Source organism: Pseudoalteromonas sp. SG43-1 (assembly GCF_014164415.1).
Classification (GTDB): Bacteria; Pseudomonadota; Gammaproteobacteria; order Enterobacterales; family Alteromonadaceae; genus Pseudoalteromonas; species Pseudoalteromonas distincta.
In genome coordinates this window covers 14,050-30,138 of record NZ_JACJFD010000021.1, presented here as the reverse complement: position 1 = coordinate 30,138, position 16,089 = coordinate 14,050, and the positions used below count along the sequence as shown (strand labels likewise).

Here is a 16,089-nt window from a genome sequence, read left to right as displayed (position 1 = left end):
ATTAGTCTCACTTGAGAGTATCTTAACTGAAATAAAAATAATATTAAACCAACCCCCTCTCACAGGAGTCAGTAATGGCGACACAATTAAGTTATATGACAGGTTTTGGTAATGAATTTGAAACACAAGCGCTACCCGGTGCACTGCCAATAGGACAATTTAGCCCACAAAAAGTTAAATACGATTTATACACAGAGCAATTTAGTTCGACTGCATTTACGGCTCCTCGCGCTTCAAATCGTCGCACTTGGTTTTACCGCCTTCGTCCGTCTGTAGTGCAAGGTGATTACCAAGCAATTGATAATGGCCTAATAAGAACAGCCCCAATCACTGAAGCCGTAACACCACCAACAATGCTACGTTGGAATCCTATTGATATGCCTTCACAGCCTACTGATTTTATTGATGGGTTAGTAACGATGGCTGCTAATGGCAGTGCTAATGGGCAATCTGGTATTGGCATTCATGTATATGTCGCTAATCAGTCAATGCAAGGGCGTTACTTTTGTAATGCTGATGGCGAAATGTTGTTTGTCCCTCAGCATGGTGAATTATTAATTCACACCGAGTGCGGTAAGTTAAGCATTAAACCAGGTGAAATTGCTGTAATTCCCAGAGGAATTAAGTTCTCAGTTGACTTAATTGATAATACAGCCCGTGGTTATATTTGTGAAAATTATGGCCATGCGTTAGAGCTTGCAGAGCGAGGACCTGTTGGTGCAAACGGTTATGCCAACGACAGAGACTTTCAATACCCTGTAGCGGCCTTTGAAGATAAAGAGGGTGACTTTGAGCTTGTTTCTAAATTTAACGGTAATTTATTTAGCTGTGAAATTAAGCACTCTCCTTTTGATGTGGTTGCATGGACGGGTAATAGTGCGCCCTATAAATACGACTTATCGCGTTTCAATGTAATGAATACAGTGAGCTTTGATCACCCCGATCCTTCTATATTCACTGTACTGACCTCTCCTTCTGCTACTGAGGGTATGGCAAATGTCGATTTTGTGATATTTCCACCGCGTTGGATGGTAGCCGAAAATACATTTCGCCCACCGTATTATCACCGCAATATTATGAGTGAATTTATGGGCTTAATTGAAGGTGTGTATGATGCAAAAGAGCATGGTTTTGTACCTGGTGGCGCAAGTTTACACAATTGTATGTCGCCACATGGACCTGAAGCCGACGTATTTGAAAAAGCCTCAAACGCTGAGCTTACACCACAAAAATATGAAAACACATTGGCCTTTATGTTTGAGTCGCGCTATATAATTTCACCGACAAAATATGCATTAGAAGGTAAAGAGCGCCAACCAAATTACACCGATTGCTGGCGTACTATTAAAAAACAATTTACAGGTTCACAGGATTAATTATGAAATTATACAGCTACTTTCGCTCATCAGCGGCTTATAGAGTGCGTATAGCGCTTAACTTAAAAGCAATCGATCATGAACTTGCTATTGTTAACCTTTTAAAATCGGAGCAGCTTGGGAAGGAATACTTAGCGACTAATCCGCAAGGCTTACTACCTGCACTTGAAACCGATGATGGTGTTTTAGCACAATCACTTGCAATACTTGAGTGGCTTGATGAAACTTATCCGCAATCGCCATTAATTACAGGGACTGCGTGGCAAAAGTCGCAAATAAGAAACTTAAGCTTTGCCATTGCTTGCGATATTCATCCTGTTAATAATTTACGCGTGCTGAAGTATTTATCAAACGAATTAGGTGTTGATAACGAGGCTAAAAATAAATGGTATCGACATTGGATAGAAGTGGGTTTTGAAAAAATAGAACTGATGCTAAACGAAAATAATGACTACTGCTTTGGTAACCAACCAACACTTGCTGACATTTGTTTAGTGCCGCAAGTATTTAATGCAATTCGTTTTAACGTAGATATGAGCGCTTATCCAAAAATTGCAGCCATTTACGAGCATTGTAATAAATTAGCTGCATTTAATGACGCTGCACCGCAAAATCAACCCGATGCAAATTAAGCTAATTTAGATTAACTTTGTAGCGCGCTATGAATAACCGTAACGTGCTCAATTAAATCTAAGCCCAGATCAGTTAAATATCCGCCATCTGGGCTATCTATAATCCCTTTTTCAAATAAACGTTGCGCTGCGCTAAGTAAGCTTGGCTCTGCGTCTGAATGTAATTTAATACCCTGCATTTTACTGTCGCGAGGAAACTTTGCTAATAGTGTGAATTCTTCGATCATTGTGTGATTAAATTGCATTGTGTGCACCTTTTTATTGTTCTGTGAATAACTAAGTTTATACTTAAAATCACTTTGTGTACTTTACACTAGCACGTTTTTTAGCTTAATGTATTATTTTTAACCCTCCCTATTTAAAGGCCTCTAATGCGTAACTTTTTAATTCTATGCTTTTGTTTTAGCAGCTTATCGTATTCAATACTTAGTGAAGCAACAACGCTAAAAACCCATTCAATTATAGATGCAAACCAGTTTGTAAATGAAGAAGCTAACTGTTGGTACGACAACAAACGCTATAGCGAAGGGGCATTAATACAAGTTCACTCTTTTACACTTTTGTGTGGTGCTAAAACACCCCAACACAGTAACAGCCAACTCATTTGGCTTAAAATAGATAAGCAAGGTAATGCTATTTACCCAACAGCTCCTAAAACAATCACTGTGAATTAGCGCTAAAAGCTGATTTAAGCTACAATGCATGCAGTTTAAATAAGTAGTATGGCTATGAATAATCAACCTAAAAACCCTTTACATGGGGTAACATTAGAACAAATACTTGTTGAGTTAGAACAACGACTTGGCTGGAGAACACTTGGCGAGCAAGTAAAAATTAAATGTTTTACTGATCAACCCAGCATTAAATCGAGTTTAAAGTTTTTGCGTAAAACGCCTTGGGCTCGCGATAAAGTGGAAGCACTTTATATTCACACTATAAATAATAAGCCTATTCGTAGACCAAAAAGTGCACCAAGAGAAACATCTTCTCAAGCGCCTGATACAACAGGGTTTGTTTGGCCATCAATTAAAAAGTGATGTAAAAAAAGGAGCTAATTTAGCTCCTTTTTTGATTATAACTAACGCGATTTATTGCTCTTTGCAAATCACATTTAATGAAGCCGGCTCAATAGTAATAACTAGTTTTTGAGCGGTTTTAACTTCACCATCTAGTACGTACTTAAGCTCTCCTTCGCCTGTAACCTCTACTCTTTTGGCATTTGTATGATGAGAGTTTATAGCTAAATGTGTTTGCGTTAAGCTACTAAACATCAGCTCTGCAATACTTAGTACTGTGGTTGAATCTTCATTATTTGGTGTTAACCAATTTATATCGAGTAGCCCGTCACTATGATCAGGTTGCCCGCCACCTTGAGCCAATAACGTTGTAAAAGGCGCAGCATTGGCCACAATAAAACTATTAGTACATATTTCTTTTGGCTCATTATCATCGAGTTTTACTTTAAGTAACTGCGATTTTTGCTCGCCAAACGCTTCAAAAAAACCATTTAAATAGGCAAGTTGCCCCGACTTATTTTTCGACTCTCTATCTGCTTTTTCTATCATTGATTGCTCAAAACCAATACCCGCGAGCAGTAGTACTAATTCATTATTACAATAAGCAGTATCTATTATGCTTGTTTGACCATCTATAATTAAGTCACAAGCCTGTTCAACAGGAATAAATTTAGAAGTAATACCCATCAATACATGCGCAAGGGCGTTTGCAGTCCCCATAGGGATGATGCCTAGTTTACATTGTGTATTTACAAGTACGCTTGCAACTTCGGCCACCGTACCATCTCCCCCGCATGCGATAATAATATCCGGATTTTGCGCAATTTCCTGTTTAGCCAGCTCAATACCGTTAACTTCTTTTGTAGTAGTGAGTACTTTCAGATCGTAATAATCCGATAGCCGCGCAACAATTAAGTGCTCTTTTTCTTCCCATAATCGTGTACCAGATACAGGGTTTGCAATTAAAACGGCTTTGTTTTTAATCAGTAATTCGCCTTTTTTATGTCGCTTAGCTAAATGGCGAAGTTGATGCTTATTTAAATTTGCGGTTTCGCGGGTTTCTTTTATTTGTGCAAGTACTTCATGCACATCTGCATTTTTGTTTTGGCTCAGTAAATAAGCCGCCATGACAAAAACAGAGCGCCCACGCCCTAAAGCACAATGAACGACTACGCGATGGTCTTCTTTAATATGGTGATGAATCCAATTAATAGCCTGATTTAACTGAGAATGGGTAGGAATACTATGATCGAGCACCGGAATGTTTAAATAATTAATATTCTCTTGTGTTGAACTCCACTCGAGTCCGTCGAATTCACACGTAACATCTAAAATCGCCGTAATCCCGTTATCTTTTAATGTGTCTATATCTGAGGGAAATAATCGGCAAGCTAAAAATAGGTTTTCGTTTATTTGTTGAATGGGCGGCACTTTATCGCGCTTACGTGACCAGGCATTATAAATTTGCACACCGAATAAAAATGGCACAAACGCCCACCGTATATAAAATGGGATCACCCCATTTTCACGCTTTCTAAATATTTTTGCTGTATTAAAAATATACGCGGTACTCACTAATAAAAGTGACAGCGCAGTCCAATAAAAAACAATAGCAAAATAGACAGAGTTCACTTCCCAACCAATAAAAATAAGCAGTAGTGCTAATAGTAAATAACTAATTGCAGCCCACATAGTCTCTCCTTTGTGAAAATAATGCCGATTTATAATCTTAATTTAAACGGCTTTAAGTAGTCTTTTGCAAATATCACGCCATATAAATGCCATTTAAAATTCAAACGCGAACAATAGGCCATTGATATATATAGTAATTAATAAACTAAAATCTACTACAGACCGCTCTTTGTGCATTTTTTACAAACATGTGAATAAATTATACTTACACGTCTAAATTTCAAACACTGACCGATTATTGCTTGTACTTACGTATAAAGCAGCTAATCTAAAAGGCAATTAAATTTTTTTGCATCCAAATCACACCCTCAACCGTTTACTCAATGATAATAAGAAAAACAGGACCCCTATGGATAACGATGATTTACTCCCTCTTTTGTGCGCAACAGCACAAGGAGACAAAAATGCTTTCTCAAGTTTATATCAACAAACTAGCGGCAAACTTTTTGCTATTAGCTTAAATATGCTCACTAACAGGGCTTATGCAGAAGAGGCACTACAAGACGCTTTTATAAAAATTTGGCATAACGCATCTGAATATAACGCCTCTAAAGGCACCGTTATTAGTTGGATGATAAGTATAGTCAGATATAGAAGTCTTGACTCACTGCGCTATCACAAAGTACGAAAAGAGCAGTCGTTAGGCGATGACGAATATGAAAATGAAAATGAAAATGAAAGTGTTGACGTTAATTACGATGAAGAAACGAAACTGGTCAATTGTATCGAACAGCTTGAGCCGCAACAAAAACAAGCTATTCACTTAGCTTATTATAAGGGGCTGAGTCATAGCGAGTTAGTGGATCATATAGAAACGCCTTTAGGTACAGTTAAAAGCTGGATCAGGCGTGGGCTTATGCAGCTACAAAGGTGTTTAACATTATGAATTATAATAAACCCGAACTATTAGACGCGCTTGCTGGGCAGTACGTGCTTGGCACACTTAGAGGGCTTGCCCGTAAGCGTTTTCAGCGTCTGTTACTTAACTCAAATCAAGCACGTGAAGCAACAATTATGTGGGAGCAAAACCTAAATAACTTGGCCAGTGCTATTACACCGCAAACGCCACATGACTATGTATGGATAAATATTCTACAGCGCATTGAAAACAGGCCACAAACAAGTAAAACGGTTATACATACTAAGCCTTCTATTTGGCGTACATGGTCTTTTGTTGCAACAGCCGCGTGTATTGTTTTAGCCTTTTTGATTATTCAACCTTCTAATAATGTTGTTCAAACGCAACAAATTGCCTTGGTCCAAAATCAAGATAAGCAATCATTATGGTTTATTGATGTTAATGATCAAGGGCTTTCTATCAAAGCCAGTAGCCAATTGGTTGCTCAAACAAATAAAGATTATGAGCTTTGGATGATTTTAAAAGGGCAAGATGCGCCTATTTCATTGGGTTTACTGCCCAAGCAAGGTAGCAAGATATTATTAAAAGATAACCGTTTTAACGCAAGTGATATTGCATTACTAGCAGTGAGTTTAGAACCTATTGGTGGTTCACCAAATGGATCACCAACCGAGGTGTTATACACTACAGAACTTATACTCCTGTAGCTCTACTTTTATAGCCTTTTATTAGCTGCTTACATTAAGCAGCTAACCTTTCCTTAAAGTTTTTAACAAAAAATAAAAACATTTTAACTTTTTTGCATCCATACTGAACTCTCACCCGTTATTAACTACGACTTCAATCAAAACTAAAGGACAAAGTCATGAAAGCTTTAACTCCATCAATACTCGCAGTAGTAGTATGCAGTACGTTTATAAGTGCACCAAGTGAAGCATCTAGCCACAGAGAAGCGCCAAATATAAGCCGTTTCCCGACTTTAGATTCTACCGATTTTTATGTATTTAATAGTTACGAGCAAGGTCGTGATGATTACGTCACATTAATTGCTAATTACATCCCGCTGCAAGATGCATACGGCGGTCCTAATTACTTTGCAATGGACCCAGATGCTACTTACAGCATTCATATAGATAACGACGGCGATGCTGTTGAAGATATTACATTTGCGTTTAACTTTAAAAGCATGCTTCCTAATGATAACCAAGGTGTGCAATTAACTGTTGGACCTGAAGGTAATCAACGCACCGTGTCTGTACCGCTTAAAAATGTAGGCGGTGTATCTGCCGGAGATAACAGCGCTGCAAATTTTAGCGAATCATACACAGTAAGTATGATAAGCGGCGCGCAGCGTACTGGCGAAACAACGCTATTAAATAACACTGCATCAAACTCCAGCACATTTTCTAAACCGCTTGATTATGTGGGTAATAAAACATTTGGATCGATGAGTGATTATCAAACTTATGCTGACCAATTTGTGTATCAGGTTTCAATTCCTAACTGTGAGAGCATGGCACAAGTTTTTGTAGGACAGCGTAAAGACCCGTTTGTAGTTAACCTAGGTAAAACATTTGATTTAGTAAACTATGTACCTGTAGAAGGTGATAGCGCCCCTGGTGCTGGTGACGGCGGTGGTTTTCCAGGTGGTATAACGCAATCAGCTGATAATGACGACCTTGCAGATAAAAACGTAACATCAATCGCTATCGAAATACCTAAAAGCTGTATTGTCGGTGAAGGTAACGGCGTAATAGGTTCGTGGACAACAGCAAGCTTACCTCAAGCACGTGTATTAAACCCCAATGCTAAATTTGCTAATAATGCTGTAAACGGTGGTGCATTAACTCAGGTTTCACGCCTAGGTAGCCCGCTTGTAAATGAGCTTGTAATTGGCATTAAAGACAAAGACACATTTTCTACTGCGCACCCTAAAGACGATGCACAATTTTTAGATTATGTATCTCACCCAGCACTACCTGAGTTATTAAACATTTTGTTTAAAGATGCTGTTAATACGACCCTTGACGCAAACTTAGAAACACTGGCACCCACTAACTTCCCGCGTACTGATTTAATCACTGCATTTTTAACGGGTTTTGCAGGCGTTAATCAGCAAGCAACTGTAACACCTTCAGAAATGCTGCGTTTAAATACAGGCATTGCAGCAACAGCGCAAGCTGATCAATCTGCATTTGGTGTAGCGGGTAATGATTTAGCCGGCTTCCCAAATGGTCGTCGCCCGGGTGATGATGTGGTTGATATTGCACTTCGTGTTGTGATGGGTCGTTTATGTCATCCGATTCCTGTAAATGGTGAAGACACTGATTTAGGACTTTGTGCACCAGAGGATGCTAATACAGGCACAGTGCCATTTACAGACGGCGCACCTATTGATGCAACAATGATGGACTCAACATTCCCATACCTTGCAACACCACTTGCTGGCTCTAAATAAGGAGTAAAATAATGCGTAATTTAAAAACTACCCATATTTGTGTTCTCCTCAGTGCATTAACATTGGGAGCATGTAGTAGCGATGATGATAAAAAACAACCTACACCGGTTGTAAACACCGCACCTACAGCAAGCGATGCAATGCTAACAACACAAACTGAAGTAAGCATTACCGATATGCTTAACGCAAGCGATAATGATGGCGACTCACTTACTTACTCGTTAACAAGCGAGCCAATGCTCGGTACTGTTAATGTTAACAGTGATGGTAACTTTACTTATACACCTAATAAAGAAGCAACAGGTTCAGATAGCTTTATGTTTGGTGTAAGTGATGGCGTTAATTCGCAAGTTACTGCAACAGTAAGTATTACGATTGAGGCGCTGCAAGTTGACTTTGCTCAATTTGCAACCGATGCATTTAACCAAGCGCCAAATGCAGAGCCGTTAACTGTTAATGGTCGGGTGTTTACAAACACTGATACCGATGTTGATGGATTAATTTCTACAAGCGGTAACTAACCAAGTCATTAAGCTGACAGGCCATGGATGGCTTTTTTTCAAAGGATATTTATAATGCATTTATCAGTACTTAAACCCCTCACTATTATTGCTATTTGCTTAACCTCTTTCGCGGTGAGTGCGGCTCCTTATACTCCAAAAGATGACGCAGTTATTGCTAACAGTAATTCAACGCTTAGTGCTTCTCTGTCTGTTGAGGAAATAAATACATTAGTCACTAACAGCCAATATGTAGGCCAAACAGAGCGTTTACAGGGGCTACTTAAGACCCGTTTAGCCCAGCTATATAAACAAACACCCTCATCTCAAATTGGTTACTTATATGCTCGTGTTTTACAAAAAGAGCACCTTTTTGACGAAGCAATTAACGTTGCCAACAACGTTTTGATTACCGAGCCAAAGCACAGTAATAGCCATTTGTTACTGGCCAATATATTGATGACCCAAGGTGAATTTACAAAGGCAAAACAACACTGTGTTGCCTTGATTGGTCAAGTAAGTACCATTACTGCTAGCACTTGTGTACTAGACGTACAAAGCCAGCATGAAAGCGTTTTAGACAGCTACCAAACATTAGTTAAAATTATAAACAATAACCAAACTAGTTTAGCTACAAACCATGTTTTAAGTGAAATGAGCTATCGTTTAAATAACTACAAGCAAGCTTTGTCTCACTTACAAAGCGTAGATTTAGTTCAAGCTCCTGTGAGCCTCATTGTGTTATGGGCCGATATTCAAATTGCGCTAAATCAACCTCAACAAGTATTAAATACATTAAGCGTACTGCTTCCAGATAAAAGTAATTTAGAAGATGCTATTTTACTAAGGCTTTCAATCGCAGAAAAAAAACTAAATAAACGCGATAAAAAATGGCAAAATACAATGGCGAAAAGAGTTACACTTAGAGAGCTGCGTAAAGATTCTTTTCATGCAAGTGACTTAGCTAAATATTACCTTGATGTACAACCAAATCGCGAAAAAGCACTTTACTGGGCTCATATTAATTGGCAGCAGGCTAAAATGAGCACCGATGAGCAATTACTTATTCAAGCAAAAGCGATGCAACGAGATACACTATGAAAACGCCTTATCTATTTATACTCACTTTAATGCTGTGTATTTTCTCAACTTACAGCTTTTCCCATCAACTAAGTACAAGTTATATAACCCTAAATAGCAAGAACGATAACGACACCAACAAAAGCCAATACACGGGTACCTGGCAAGTTAATATCGCCGACTTAGAGCACGCAGTGCCTCTGGATTTAGATAAAAACGGCCAAATTTCGTGGACAGAAATAAAAGCAAAACGCAGCTCAATTAATAACTTCATTACAGAAAATTTAAATATCACGCAAAGCGCGCAAATATGCCCTTTAAAAAGTGAAGGTATCTATCAGCTAGATAACCATTTTAACCAACCTTATTTGGTTATTCCGCTGCAGTTTAGCTGTGATGACAATGAAGCAATCACCCTTTCCTATTCCGCTTTTTTCAAAACTGATGCTAACCATAAATCCATCGTAAATATTAACGGTGTATCTCGTGTATTTAATATCAATGAGGCACATCAAACGTTCAGCTTTGAACAAACAAGTTATTTAAGTACCTTTAATCAATACGTTTACCAAGGTGTTTTACATATTTGGATTGGTATTGATCATATTTTATTTTTAATCGCTTTGTTACTTACCTGTGTTTTAAAACGCAGCAATAAAGCATGGCAAGGTATTAGCTCTAAAAAACACATTATTAAACACACAGCATGGATAGTAACCGCGTTTACGCTTGCGCATTCTATTACGCTTACCGCCACCGCTATGAACCTTGTATCACCAAATAGTCGCTGGGTAGAGCTTGGAATTGCTATATCTGTTTTATTTGCAGCATTAAATAATGTGTGGCCGTTGGTACTTCGTTTAGGTTGGCTTACTTTTGCTTTTGGTTTACTACATGGGATGGGATTTGCGAGCGTACTTGGCGAACTTGGCCTGTCGAGCGACTATCAACTGCTCAGTATATTGGCGTTTAATTTAGGCGTCGAAATCGGTCAACTTAGTATATTACTGATAGCCTTACCAATACTCATTTATGTACGACACTACACTTGGTATAAAAAATGGTTAATGCCAATGGGCTCCGTTGCTATCGCAATTGTTGCACTTCAGTGGTCAATCGAGCGTTTTTAAATAGTATAAATAAAAAAGCTAGCCAAAATATTGGCTAGCTTACTTTTTAGTTATTTACTTTGAGCGTTACTGCGCTTTATCAAATGGCATCAGTAATGTTTTCATCGCAGGGCGAAGCGCTATGAGTACCGTTTCTTCGGTTAGCTCAGGGTAAAGTAACTTTCTAAGTAATAACCCTGCCATCATCGAAAAAATAACATTAATTCGGCTTTCAAGTTCACGCTCATCAATGTCTTTGAGCGCACTTCGCTCGCTTGTTAAAAGCTGCCTCATGCGCCCTCTTGCTTGAATATCGGTTTCACGCAAAAGAGTAGCAACTTTAATATTACGACCCGCTTCTGCCATCATATCTAAATCAATAACACACGAGCCTGTATCCATGTGTCTTTGCACGCCAATATTTAAGCCATCTAAAAGAGCCGCCAAAACATCACCAGGGTGATCTTCAAACTTTTGAAAGATAGAGAACATTTCTTCCATGTCTTTTTCAATAATGCTTTCTATAATCGCTTCTTTGCTTTCAAAGTAATTATAAATATGCCCTGCACTCATCCCTGCCGTTTTAGATATTTCTGCCATACCTGCACCGTGGTAACCTTTACGGCGAAAACACTCTGCAGCAGCTGTTAAAATTTGCTCACGCCTAGCAAGTGCTATCGCGGGATCTGTTTGCCTTTTTGCTTTAGGCTTCATGTTCAACTCCACTACCAAGTCATAAACTCAGTAAAGCAAGAGCTATAAATAGTCTCGCAATATAAATATGTAATGCGGCTTTAAAAGCCGCAAATATTATTTCTCTTCCTGAGTTGTTTCACTGGCTACATTCCATCCGCCACCAAGCGCTTTGTACAAGTTAATTTGACTCGCAAGATACGCTTGCTGACCCGCAATTAACTGCTGCTGCGCGCCGTACCACGTACGCTGAGCATCAAGTACTTGCAAGTAGCTATCTGCGCCTTTTTCGTAACGCATTTTTGATAAATCAAACGTGATTTGTCGACTACTTATAAGCATATCAAGGGCACTTAATTGCTCTTGGTAACCTTCTCTATCAGCAAGTGCATCGGCAACTTCGCGAAACGCATTTTGAATTTTTTGCTGATACGTTGCCACTGCAATTTCTTGATCTGCTTTTGCTACATCAAGATTTGCTTGGTTACGTCCCATATTAAAAATAGGTAAGCTAATTGTCGGCACAAAGCTCCATGTCCCAGAGCCTGAATCAAACAAGCCACTTAAGTCACTTGAAGCAGACCCCGCGTTGGCTGTTAAGCTTATGCTTGGATAAAACGCCGCTCGAGCAATACCAATATTGGCATTAGCAGCAAGCATTAAATGCTCAGCGGCTTTAATATCAGGGCGCTGTGATAGCAGATCAGACGGTAAACCAACTGGCACTTCTGGCATGCTGATCAAGTTAGTCAGGTCTTTATTAGGCAGTAAATCAGCTGAAACAGATTTACCTACTAATAAATCTAAGGCACTTTTATCACGCTTTAACAAACGTTTGTACGTTGCTATGTCTACTTTTGCCGTAGCAACTGTGCTTTTAAGCTGCTCAAGAGTAATTGAAGACGTCGCACCTAAATCAAAGCTTTTTTGCGTAAGCGATAATGACTCTTGCTGAGAGGTAAGCGTTTCTTTTGCAAGCTCTAGCAGTTGCAAATCAGTTGCATAATTTAGCCACGCATTTGCCAACTCTGAAATTAAAGACACCTGCGTGCTGTATTGGCTAAGCTCTGTAGAGTATAAGTTTTGCAGTGCTTGCGCTGATTGATTGCGTACTTTGCCCCAAATATCTAACTCGTAAGAGGTAATACCCACTGTTGCACTGTATTGCGAGCTAATAGCTGCATCGCCAGTACCTGATAAGTCAGCCGGTAAACGCTGGCGCGTACCAGATGCATTTAAATCAAGGGATGGATACAAAGCAGAGTCTTCAATTTGATATAAACCACGCACACGCTGCACATTAAGCACTGCAATTTGCATGTCTTTGTTATGCTCAAGGCTTTGACTAATTAACGTTTGTAGTTTTTCGTCATTAAAAAACTGCTGCCAATTTAATTGCTGCGCAGCGGTTTGCCCAGTATCTGATGCATAAGCATCAGATACTGGTAGAGCAAGGTCTTTTTGCTCAGGCGCTAATTGGCAACCACTTAGCACCAATAAAGCAATTGCACTTAGGCTGAATGTTTTAATGCTCATTCTGCGCTCTCCTTCGTAGTCTCTTTAGCTTTGCCAGGAAATACACGGCGCACTAACACAAAGAATAACGGTACAAAAACAACAACTAATATTGATGATGCAAGTGTGCCGCCAATAATCGAAATACCTAACGCATTTTGCGCACCAGAACCCGCGCTTGAGGCAATAGCAAGCGGTAAAACACCACAAATAAAGGCCATCGAAGTCATAAGTATTGGACGCAAACGTAGGCGAACAGCTGCAATAGCCGCATCAACTAAGCCAAGCCCTTCTTCCATTTTATGAATCGCAAACTCTACAATCAGTATCGCATTTTTAGATGCCAAACCAATGGTGGTCAACAAACCTACCTGCAAGTAAATATCGTTAGATAAGCCACCGCCAAGCGCTGCCATAATCGCACCAAATATACCCAGTGGTACAATCATCATTACCGCAAATGGTACCGACCAACTTTCATAAAGCGCGGCTAAACATAAAAATACAAACAAGAGCGATAAGCCATATAATAAGGGTGCTTGACCACTACTTGAGCGCTCTTGGAATGAAATACCGGTCCACTCAGACGAAATACCATTAGGCAGCTGTTTAACTAATCGCTCCATTTCATCCATTGCTTGTCCCGTGCTGTAACCAGGCGCTGCACTACCTTGAATTTCCATTGCTGAAAAACCATTGTAACGCTCTAAGCGTGGTGAACCGTATGTCCAAAACGAGCTAGCAAAAGCTGAAAACGGCACCATGTCGCCATTATCATTGCGCACATACCACTTGTTTAGATCCTCAGGCACCATACGCGATTGCGCATCACCTTGTAGGTATACTTTCTTCACGCGACCACGGTCTATAAAGTCATTTACATAACTACTCCCCCAAGCAGTGGCAAGCGTGCTGTTTATATCGCCTTGTGAAACACCAAGTGCTTCAGCTTTAGCTAAATCTACATCAAGTTGAAGTTCTGGCATGTCTTCTTGTCCATTTGGACGTACGCCCGCTAAAATTGGGCTTTGGCTCGCCATACCTAATAATTGGTTTCTTGCCGCTAATAAATCATCATGTCCAAGGCCAACACGGTCTTGTAAAAAGAGAGTAAAGCCATTGGCCGTACCCAGCTCAACAATTGCAGGTGGCGGAAAGGCAAAAACAAAGGCTTCTTTTATTGTTGAAAAGTAGCCCATTGCTTTACCTGCAACCGCTTTAACAGATAAATCATCTCGCTGACGCTCATCCCAATGCTTAAAGTTAACAAACGCAATCGCTGAGTTTTGGCCAGAACCTGCAAAACTAAAACCAGTCACGGTAAAAATACCGTTTACTGCTTCAGATTGATCGTTTAAAAAGTGGTTTTCTACCTTTTTAACAACCTCAAGCGTTTGTTGTGTTGTAGAACCCGCCGGTAATGACACTTGGTTAAACAAAATACCTTGGTCTTCGTCAGGCAAAAATGCCGTTGGTAAGCTTGAGAATACATAAACCATGCCGCCCACAATCACGCCATAAATAAGCAGATAGCGCTTAGAGTGAGTAAGCATGCGCCCTACAAAGCTTTGTGCACCTGAATTTGTTTTATCAAAACCACGGTTAAAGCCTGTAAAAAATCGGCCAAATAGCGTGTTATTGTTATGTACATGGCTTGGTTTTAAAAGCGTTGCACATAATGCTGGCGTTAAAATAAGAGCCACTAAAACAGATAACCCCATCGCCGATACGAGTGTTATAGAAAACTGACGATAAATTATACCGGTAGAGCCACTAAAGAATGCCATTGGTATAAATACCGCAGAAAGTACCATGGCAATACCGACCAACGCGCCTTTAATTTCATCCATAGATTTACGCGTAGCTTCAAGTGCCGATAGCTTCTCTTCGGTCATTAAGCGCTCAACGTTTTCGACTACAACAATCGCATCATCCACAAGTAAGCCTATGGCAAGTACCATCGCGAACATGGTTAACGTATTGATTGAATAACCAAATGCGTACAAAATACCAAACGTACCAAGCAATACCACAGGCACGGCAATTGTTGGAATAAGCGTTGCTCGGAAGTTTTGTAAAAACAAATACATGACGACAAACACTAAAATAACCGCTTCAATAAGCGTATGAACTACTTTTTCAATTGATAAAGATACAAATGGTGTGGTGTCATAGGGTACAACTACATCTAACCCTTCAGGAAAATAAGGTTTTAACTCTTCAATTGCGGCTTTAACGCCTGCCGCTGCATCAAGTGCATTCGCGCCACTGGCCAATTTAATACCTAAACCCGAAGCAGGTTGTCCATCGTAGCGTGCTACAACACGGTAGCTTTCGCCACCCAACTCTACACGTGCAACATCCTCAAGGCGGACAAAAGAGCCATCAGGATTTGTTTTTACTAAAATATTCTCAAACTGCTCGACCGTTTGTAAACGACTTTGCGCTGTCACCGTTGCATTAAGTTGCTGCCCAGCAACTGATGGCATCCCTCCTAATTGCCCCGCAGATACTTGTGCATTTTGCGCGCTAATTGAGGCGCTAATATCCGCTGGCGTTAGTTTGTAATTTTGCAGTTTTGAAGGGTCTAACCAAATTCGCATAGCGTATTGTGAGCCAAATAATTGCACTTCACCTATGCCTTCAACACGTGAAACAATATCTTGCACGTTTGATGATACATAATCACCAATATCGATGTTGGTCATACTGCCATCTTTAGACACAAAACCTAATACCATCAAAAAGTTACGCGCAGACTTTGCAACAACGACACCTTGCCTTTGTACTTCTTCAGGTAAAAGTGGTGTTGCTGTCGCTAATTTATTTTGCACTTGAACTTGTGCAATATCAGGGTCTGTTTCGGCGCTAAACGAAAGAGTAAGCGTTGCTGAACCGCTCGACTCAGACGTTGATGACATATAAAGTAAGCCATCAAGCCCTTTCATTTTTTGCTCTATAACTTGCGTAACCGTATCTTCAAGCGTACGTGCAGATGCACCAGGGTACGTTGCCGTGATACTAATTGCTGGCGGTGCAATTGACGGATACTGTGCAATTGGCAAGCTTTGTATAGCCAAAATACCTGCTAGCATCACTACAATAGCGAGTACCCAAGCAAATATCGGTCTATCGATAAAAAATCGTGACATTAAAACT

Annotated in this window: 15 protein-coding genes; 10 read left to right on the top strand and 5 right to left on the bottom strand. The window is 39.9% G+C overall.

The features are described from left to right. The first annotated feature begins 74 nt into the window (after nt 1–74). Both hmgA and maiA read left to right on the top strand, forming a co-directional pair. Nucleotides 75–1,376 (top strand): homogentisate 1,2-dioxygenase, encoded by a 1,302-nt coding sequence (hmgA, locus tag H5159_RS14480; RefSeq protein WP_039488481.1) that lies wholly within the window; start codon nt 75–77, stop codon nt 1,374–1,376. 2 nt (nt 1,377–1,378) lie between these two features. After that, nucleotides 1,379–2,008, top strand: coding sequence for a maleylacetoacetate isomerase (gene maiA / locus H5159_RS14475; RefSeq protein WP_182724024.1), 630 nt, complete (start codon nt 1,379–1,381; stop codon nt 2,006–2,008). Between the two features lie 11 nt (nt 2,009–2,019). Here maiA and H5159_RS14470 read toward each other — a convergent pair whose 3' ends face one another. Beyond that, nucleotides 2,020–2,253 (bottom strand): TIGR02647 family protein, encoded by a 234-nt coding sequence (locus H5159_RS14470; RefSeq protein WP_182780491.1) that lies wholly within the window; start codon nt 2,251–2,253, stop codon nt 2,020–2,022. Nucleotides 2,254–2,379: 126 nt separating this feature from the next. Between H5159_RS14470 and H5159_RS14465 the strand changes: the two genes are divergently transcribed. Further along, on the top strand, nt 2,380–2,682 hold the full coding sequence (locus H5159_RS14465; protein WP_002959040.1) for a DUF1496 domain-containing protein: 303 nt from the start codon (nt 2,380–2,382) through the stop codon (nt 2,680–2,682). A 54-nt stretch (nt 2,683–2,736) separates the two neighbouring features. Further along, nucleotides 2,737–3,045: a VF530 family DNA-binding protein gene (locus H5159_RS14460; protein ID WP_024591820.1), complete on the top strand. Its 309-nt coding sequence runs from the start codon at nt 2,737–2,739 to the stop codon at nt 3,043–3,045. A 51-nt stretch (nt 3,046–3,096) separates the two neighbouring features. On the opposite strand, the gene H5159_RS14455 is transcribed toward H5159_RS14460, so the two are convergent. Next, a complete protein-coding gene (locus H5159_RS14455; RefSeq protein ID WP_024591821.1) occupies nt 3,097–4,716 on the bottom strand; it encodes a diacylglycerol kinase family protein in 1,620 nt (539 codons plus the stop codon). A 349-nt stretch (nt 4,717–5,065) separates the two neighbouring features. On the opposite strand from H5159_RS14455, the gene H5159_RS14450 reads away from it, so the two are divergent. The 6 genes from H5159_RS14450 (at nt 5,066) to H5159_RS14425 (ending at nt 10,743) form a co-directional block, all read left to right on the top strand. After that, the gene (locus tag H5159_RS14450; protein WP_182716341.1) at nt 5,066–5,602 is read left to right on the top strand and encodes a sigma-70 family RNA polymerase sigma factor; all 537 of its coding nucleotides are present in this window, start codon (nt 5,066–5,068) and stop codon (nt 5,600–5,602) included. Continuing rightward, nucleotides 5,599–6,282 (top strand): anti-sigma factor domain-containing protein, encoded by a 684-nt coding sequence (locus H5159_RS14445; RefSeq protein WP_182780490.1) that lies wholly within the window; start codon nt 5,599–5,601, stop codon nt 6,280–6,282. The genes H5159_RS14450 and H5159_RS14445 overlap by 4 nt, the downstream gene beginning before the upstream one ends. A 158-nt stretch (nt 6,283–6,440) precedes the next feature. Then, a complete protein-coding gene (locus H5159_RS14440; protein ID WP_182712336.1) occupies nt 6,441–8,033 on the top strand; it encodes a DUF4331 domain-containing protein in 1,593 nt (530 codons plus the stop codon). An 11-nt stretch (nt 8,034–8,044) separates the two neighbouring features. Next, the gene (locus tag H5159_RS14435; RefSeq protein ID WP_182780489.1) at nt 8,045–8,554 is read left to right on the top strand and encodes an Ig-like domain-containing protein; all 510 of its coding nucleotides are present in this window, start codon (nt 8,045–8,047) and stop codon (nt 8,552–8,554) included. 54 nt (nt 8,555–8,608) lie between these two features. Next, nucleotides 8,609–9,634: a hypothetical protein gene (locus H5159_RS14430; protein ID WP_182780488.1), complete on the top strand. Its 1,026-nt coding sequence runs from the start codon at nt 8,609–8,611 to the stop codon at nt 9,632–9,634. Further along, nucleotides 9,631–10,743, top strand: a complete 1,113-nt coding sequence (locus H5159_RS14425) for a HupE/UreJ family protein (RefSeq protein ID WP_182780487.1) — start codon at nt 9,631–9,633, stop codon at nt 10,741–10,743. Before H5159_RS14430 ends, H5159_RS14425 begins: the two co-directional genes overlap by 4 nt. 66 nt (nt 10,744–10,809) lie before the next feature. On the opposite strand, the gene H5159_RS14420 is transcribed toward H5159_RS14425, so the two are convergent. The 3 genes from H5159_RS14420 to H5159_RS14410 all read right to left on the bottom strand — a co-directional run bounded on the left by H5159_RS14420 (nt 10,810) and on the right by H5159_RS14410 (nt 16,082). Then, complete coding sequence (locus tag H5159_RS14420) at nt 10,810–11,436, bottom strand: TetR/AcrR family transcriptional regulator (RefSeq protein WP_002959031.1); 627 nt, start codon at nt 11,434–11,436, stop codon at nt 10,810–10,812. Nucleotides 11,437–11,532: 96 nt separating this feature from the next. Beyond that, nucleotides 11,533–12,951: an efflux transporter outer membrane subunit gene (locus H5159_RS14415; RefSeq protein WP_165742544.1), complete on the bottom strand. Its 1,419-nt coding sequence runs from the start codon at nt 12,949–12,951 to the stop codon at nt 11,533–11,535. Next, a complete protein-coding gene (locus H5159_RS14410; protein WP_154902908.1) occupies nt 12,948–16,082 on the bottom strand; it encodes an efflux RND transporter permease subunit in 3,135 nt (1,044 codons plus the stop codon). Before H5159_RS14410 ends, H5159_RS14415 begins: the two co-directional genes overlap by 4 nt. Nucleotides 16,083–16,089: the final 7 nt, after the last annotated feature.

What these genes read in the sequence shown, in the direction of transcription:
- H5159_RS14440 (WP_182712336.1), top strand. Translation starts at nt 6,441, where the DNA reads ATGAAAGCTTTAACTCCATCAATACTCGCAGTAGTAGTATGCAGTACG.
- H5159_RS14460 (WP_024591820.1), top strand. Translation starts at nt 2,737, where the DNA reads ATGAATAATCAACCTAAAAACCCTTTACATGGGGTAACATTAGAACAA.
- maiA (WP_182724024.1), top strand. Translation starts at nt 1,379, where the DNA reads ATGAAATTATACAGCTACTTTCGCTCATCAGCGGCTTATAGAGTGCGT.
- H5159_RS14425 (WP_182780487.1), top strand. Translation starts at nt 9,631, where the DNA reads ATGAAAACGCCTTATCTATTTATACTCACTTTAATGCTGTGTATTTTC.
- H5159_RS14430 (WP_182780488.1), top strand. Translation starts at nt 8,609, where the DNA reads ATGCATTTATCAGTACTTAAACCCCTCACTATTATTGCTATTTGCTTA.
- hmgA (WP_039488481.1), top strand. Translation starts at nt 75, where the DNA reads ATGGCGACACAATTAAGTTATATGACAGGTTTTGGTAATGAATTTGAA.
- H5159_RS14410 (WP_154902908.1), bottom strand. Translation starts at nt 16,082, where the DNA reads ATGTCACGATTTTTTATCGATAGACCGATATTTGCTTGGGTACTCGCT.
- H5159_RS14420 (WP_002959031.1), bottom strand. Translation starts at nt 11,436, where the DNA reads ATGAAGCCTAAAGCAAAAAGGCAAACAGATCCCGCGATAGCACTTGCT.
- H5159_RS14465 (WP_002959040.1), top strand. Translation starts at nt 2,380, where the DNA reads ATGCGTAACTTTTTAATTCTATGCTTTTGTTTTAGCAGCTTATCGTAT.
- H5159_RS14435 (WP_182780489.1), top strand. Translation starts at nt 8,045, where the DNA reads ATGCGTAATTTAAAAACTACCCATATTTGTGTTCTCCTCAGTGCATTA.
- H5159_RS14415 (WP_165742544.1), bottom strand. Translation starts at nt 12,951, where the DNA reads ATGAGCATTAAAACATTCAGCCTAAGTGCAATTGCTTTATTGGTGCTA.
- H5159_RS14450 (WP_182716341.1), top strand. Translation starts at nt 5,066, where the DNA reads ATGGATAACGATGATTTACTCCCTCTTTTGTGCGCAACAGCACAAGGA.
- H5159_RS14470 (WP_182780491.1), bottom strand. Translation starts at nt 2,253, where the DNA reads ATGCAATTTAATCACACAATGATCGAAGAATTCACACTATTAGCAAAG.
- H5159_RS14445 (WP_182780490.1), top strand. Translation starts at nt 5,599, where the DNA reads ATGAATTATAATAAACCCGAACTATTAGACGCGCTTGCTGGGCAGTAC.
- H5159_RS14455 (WP_024591821.1), bottom strand. Translation starts at nt 4,716, where the DNA reads ATGTGGGCTGCAATTAGTTATTTACTATTAGCACTACTGCTTATTTTT.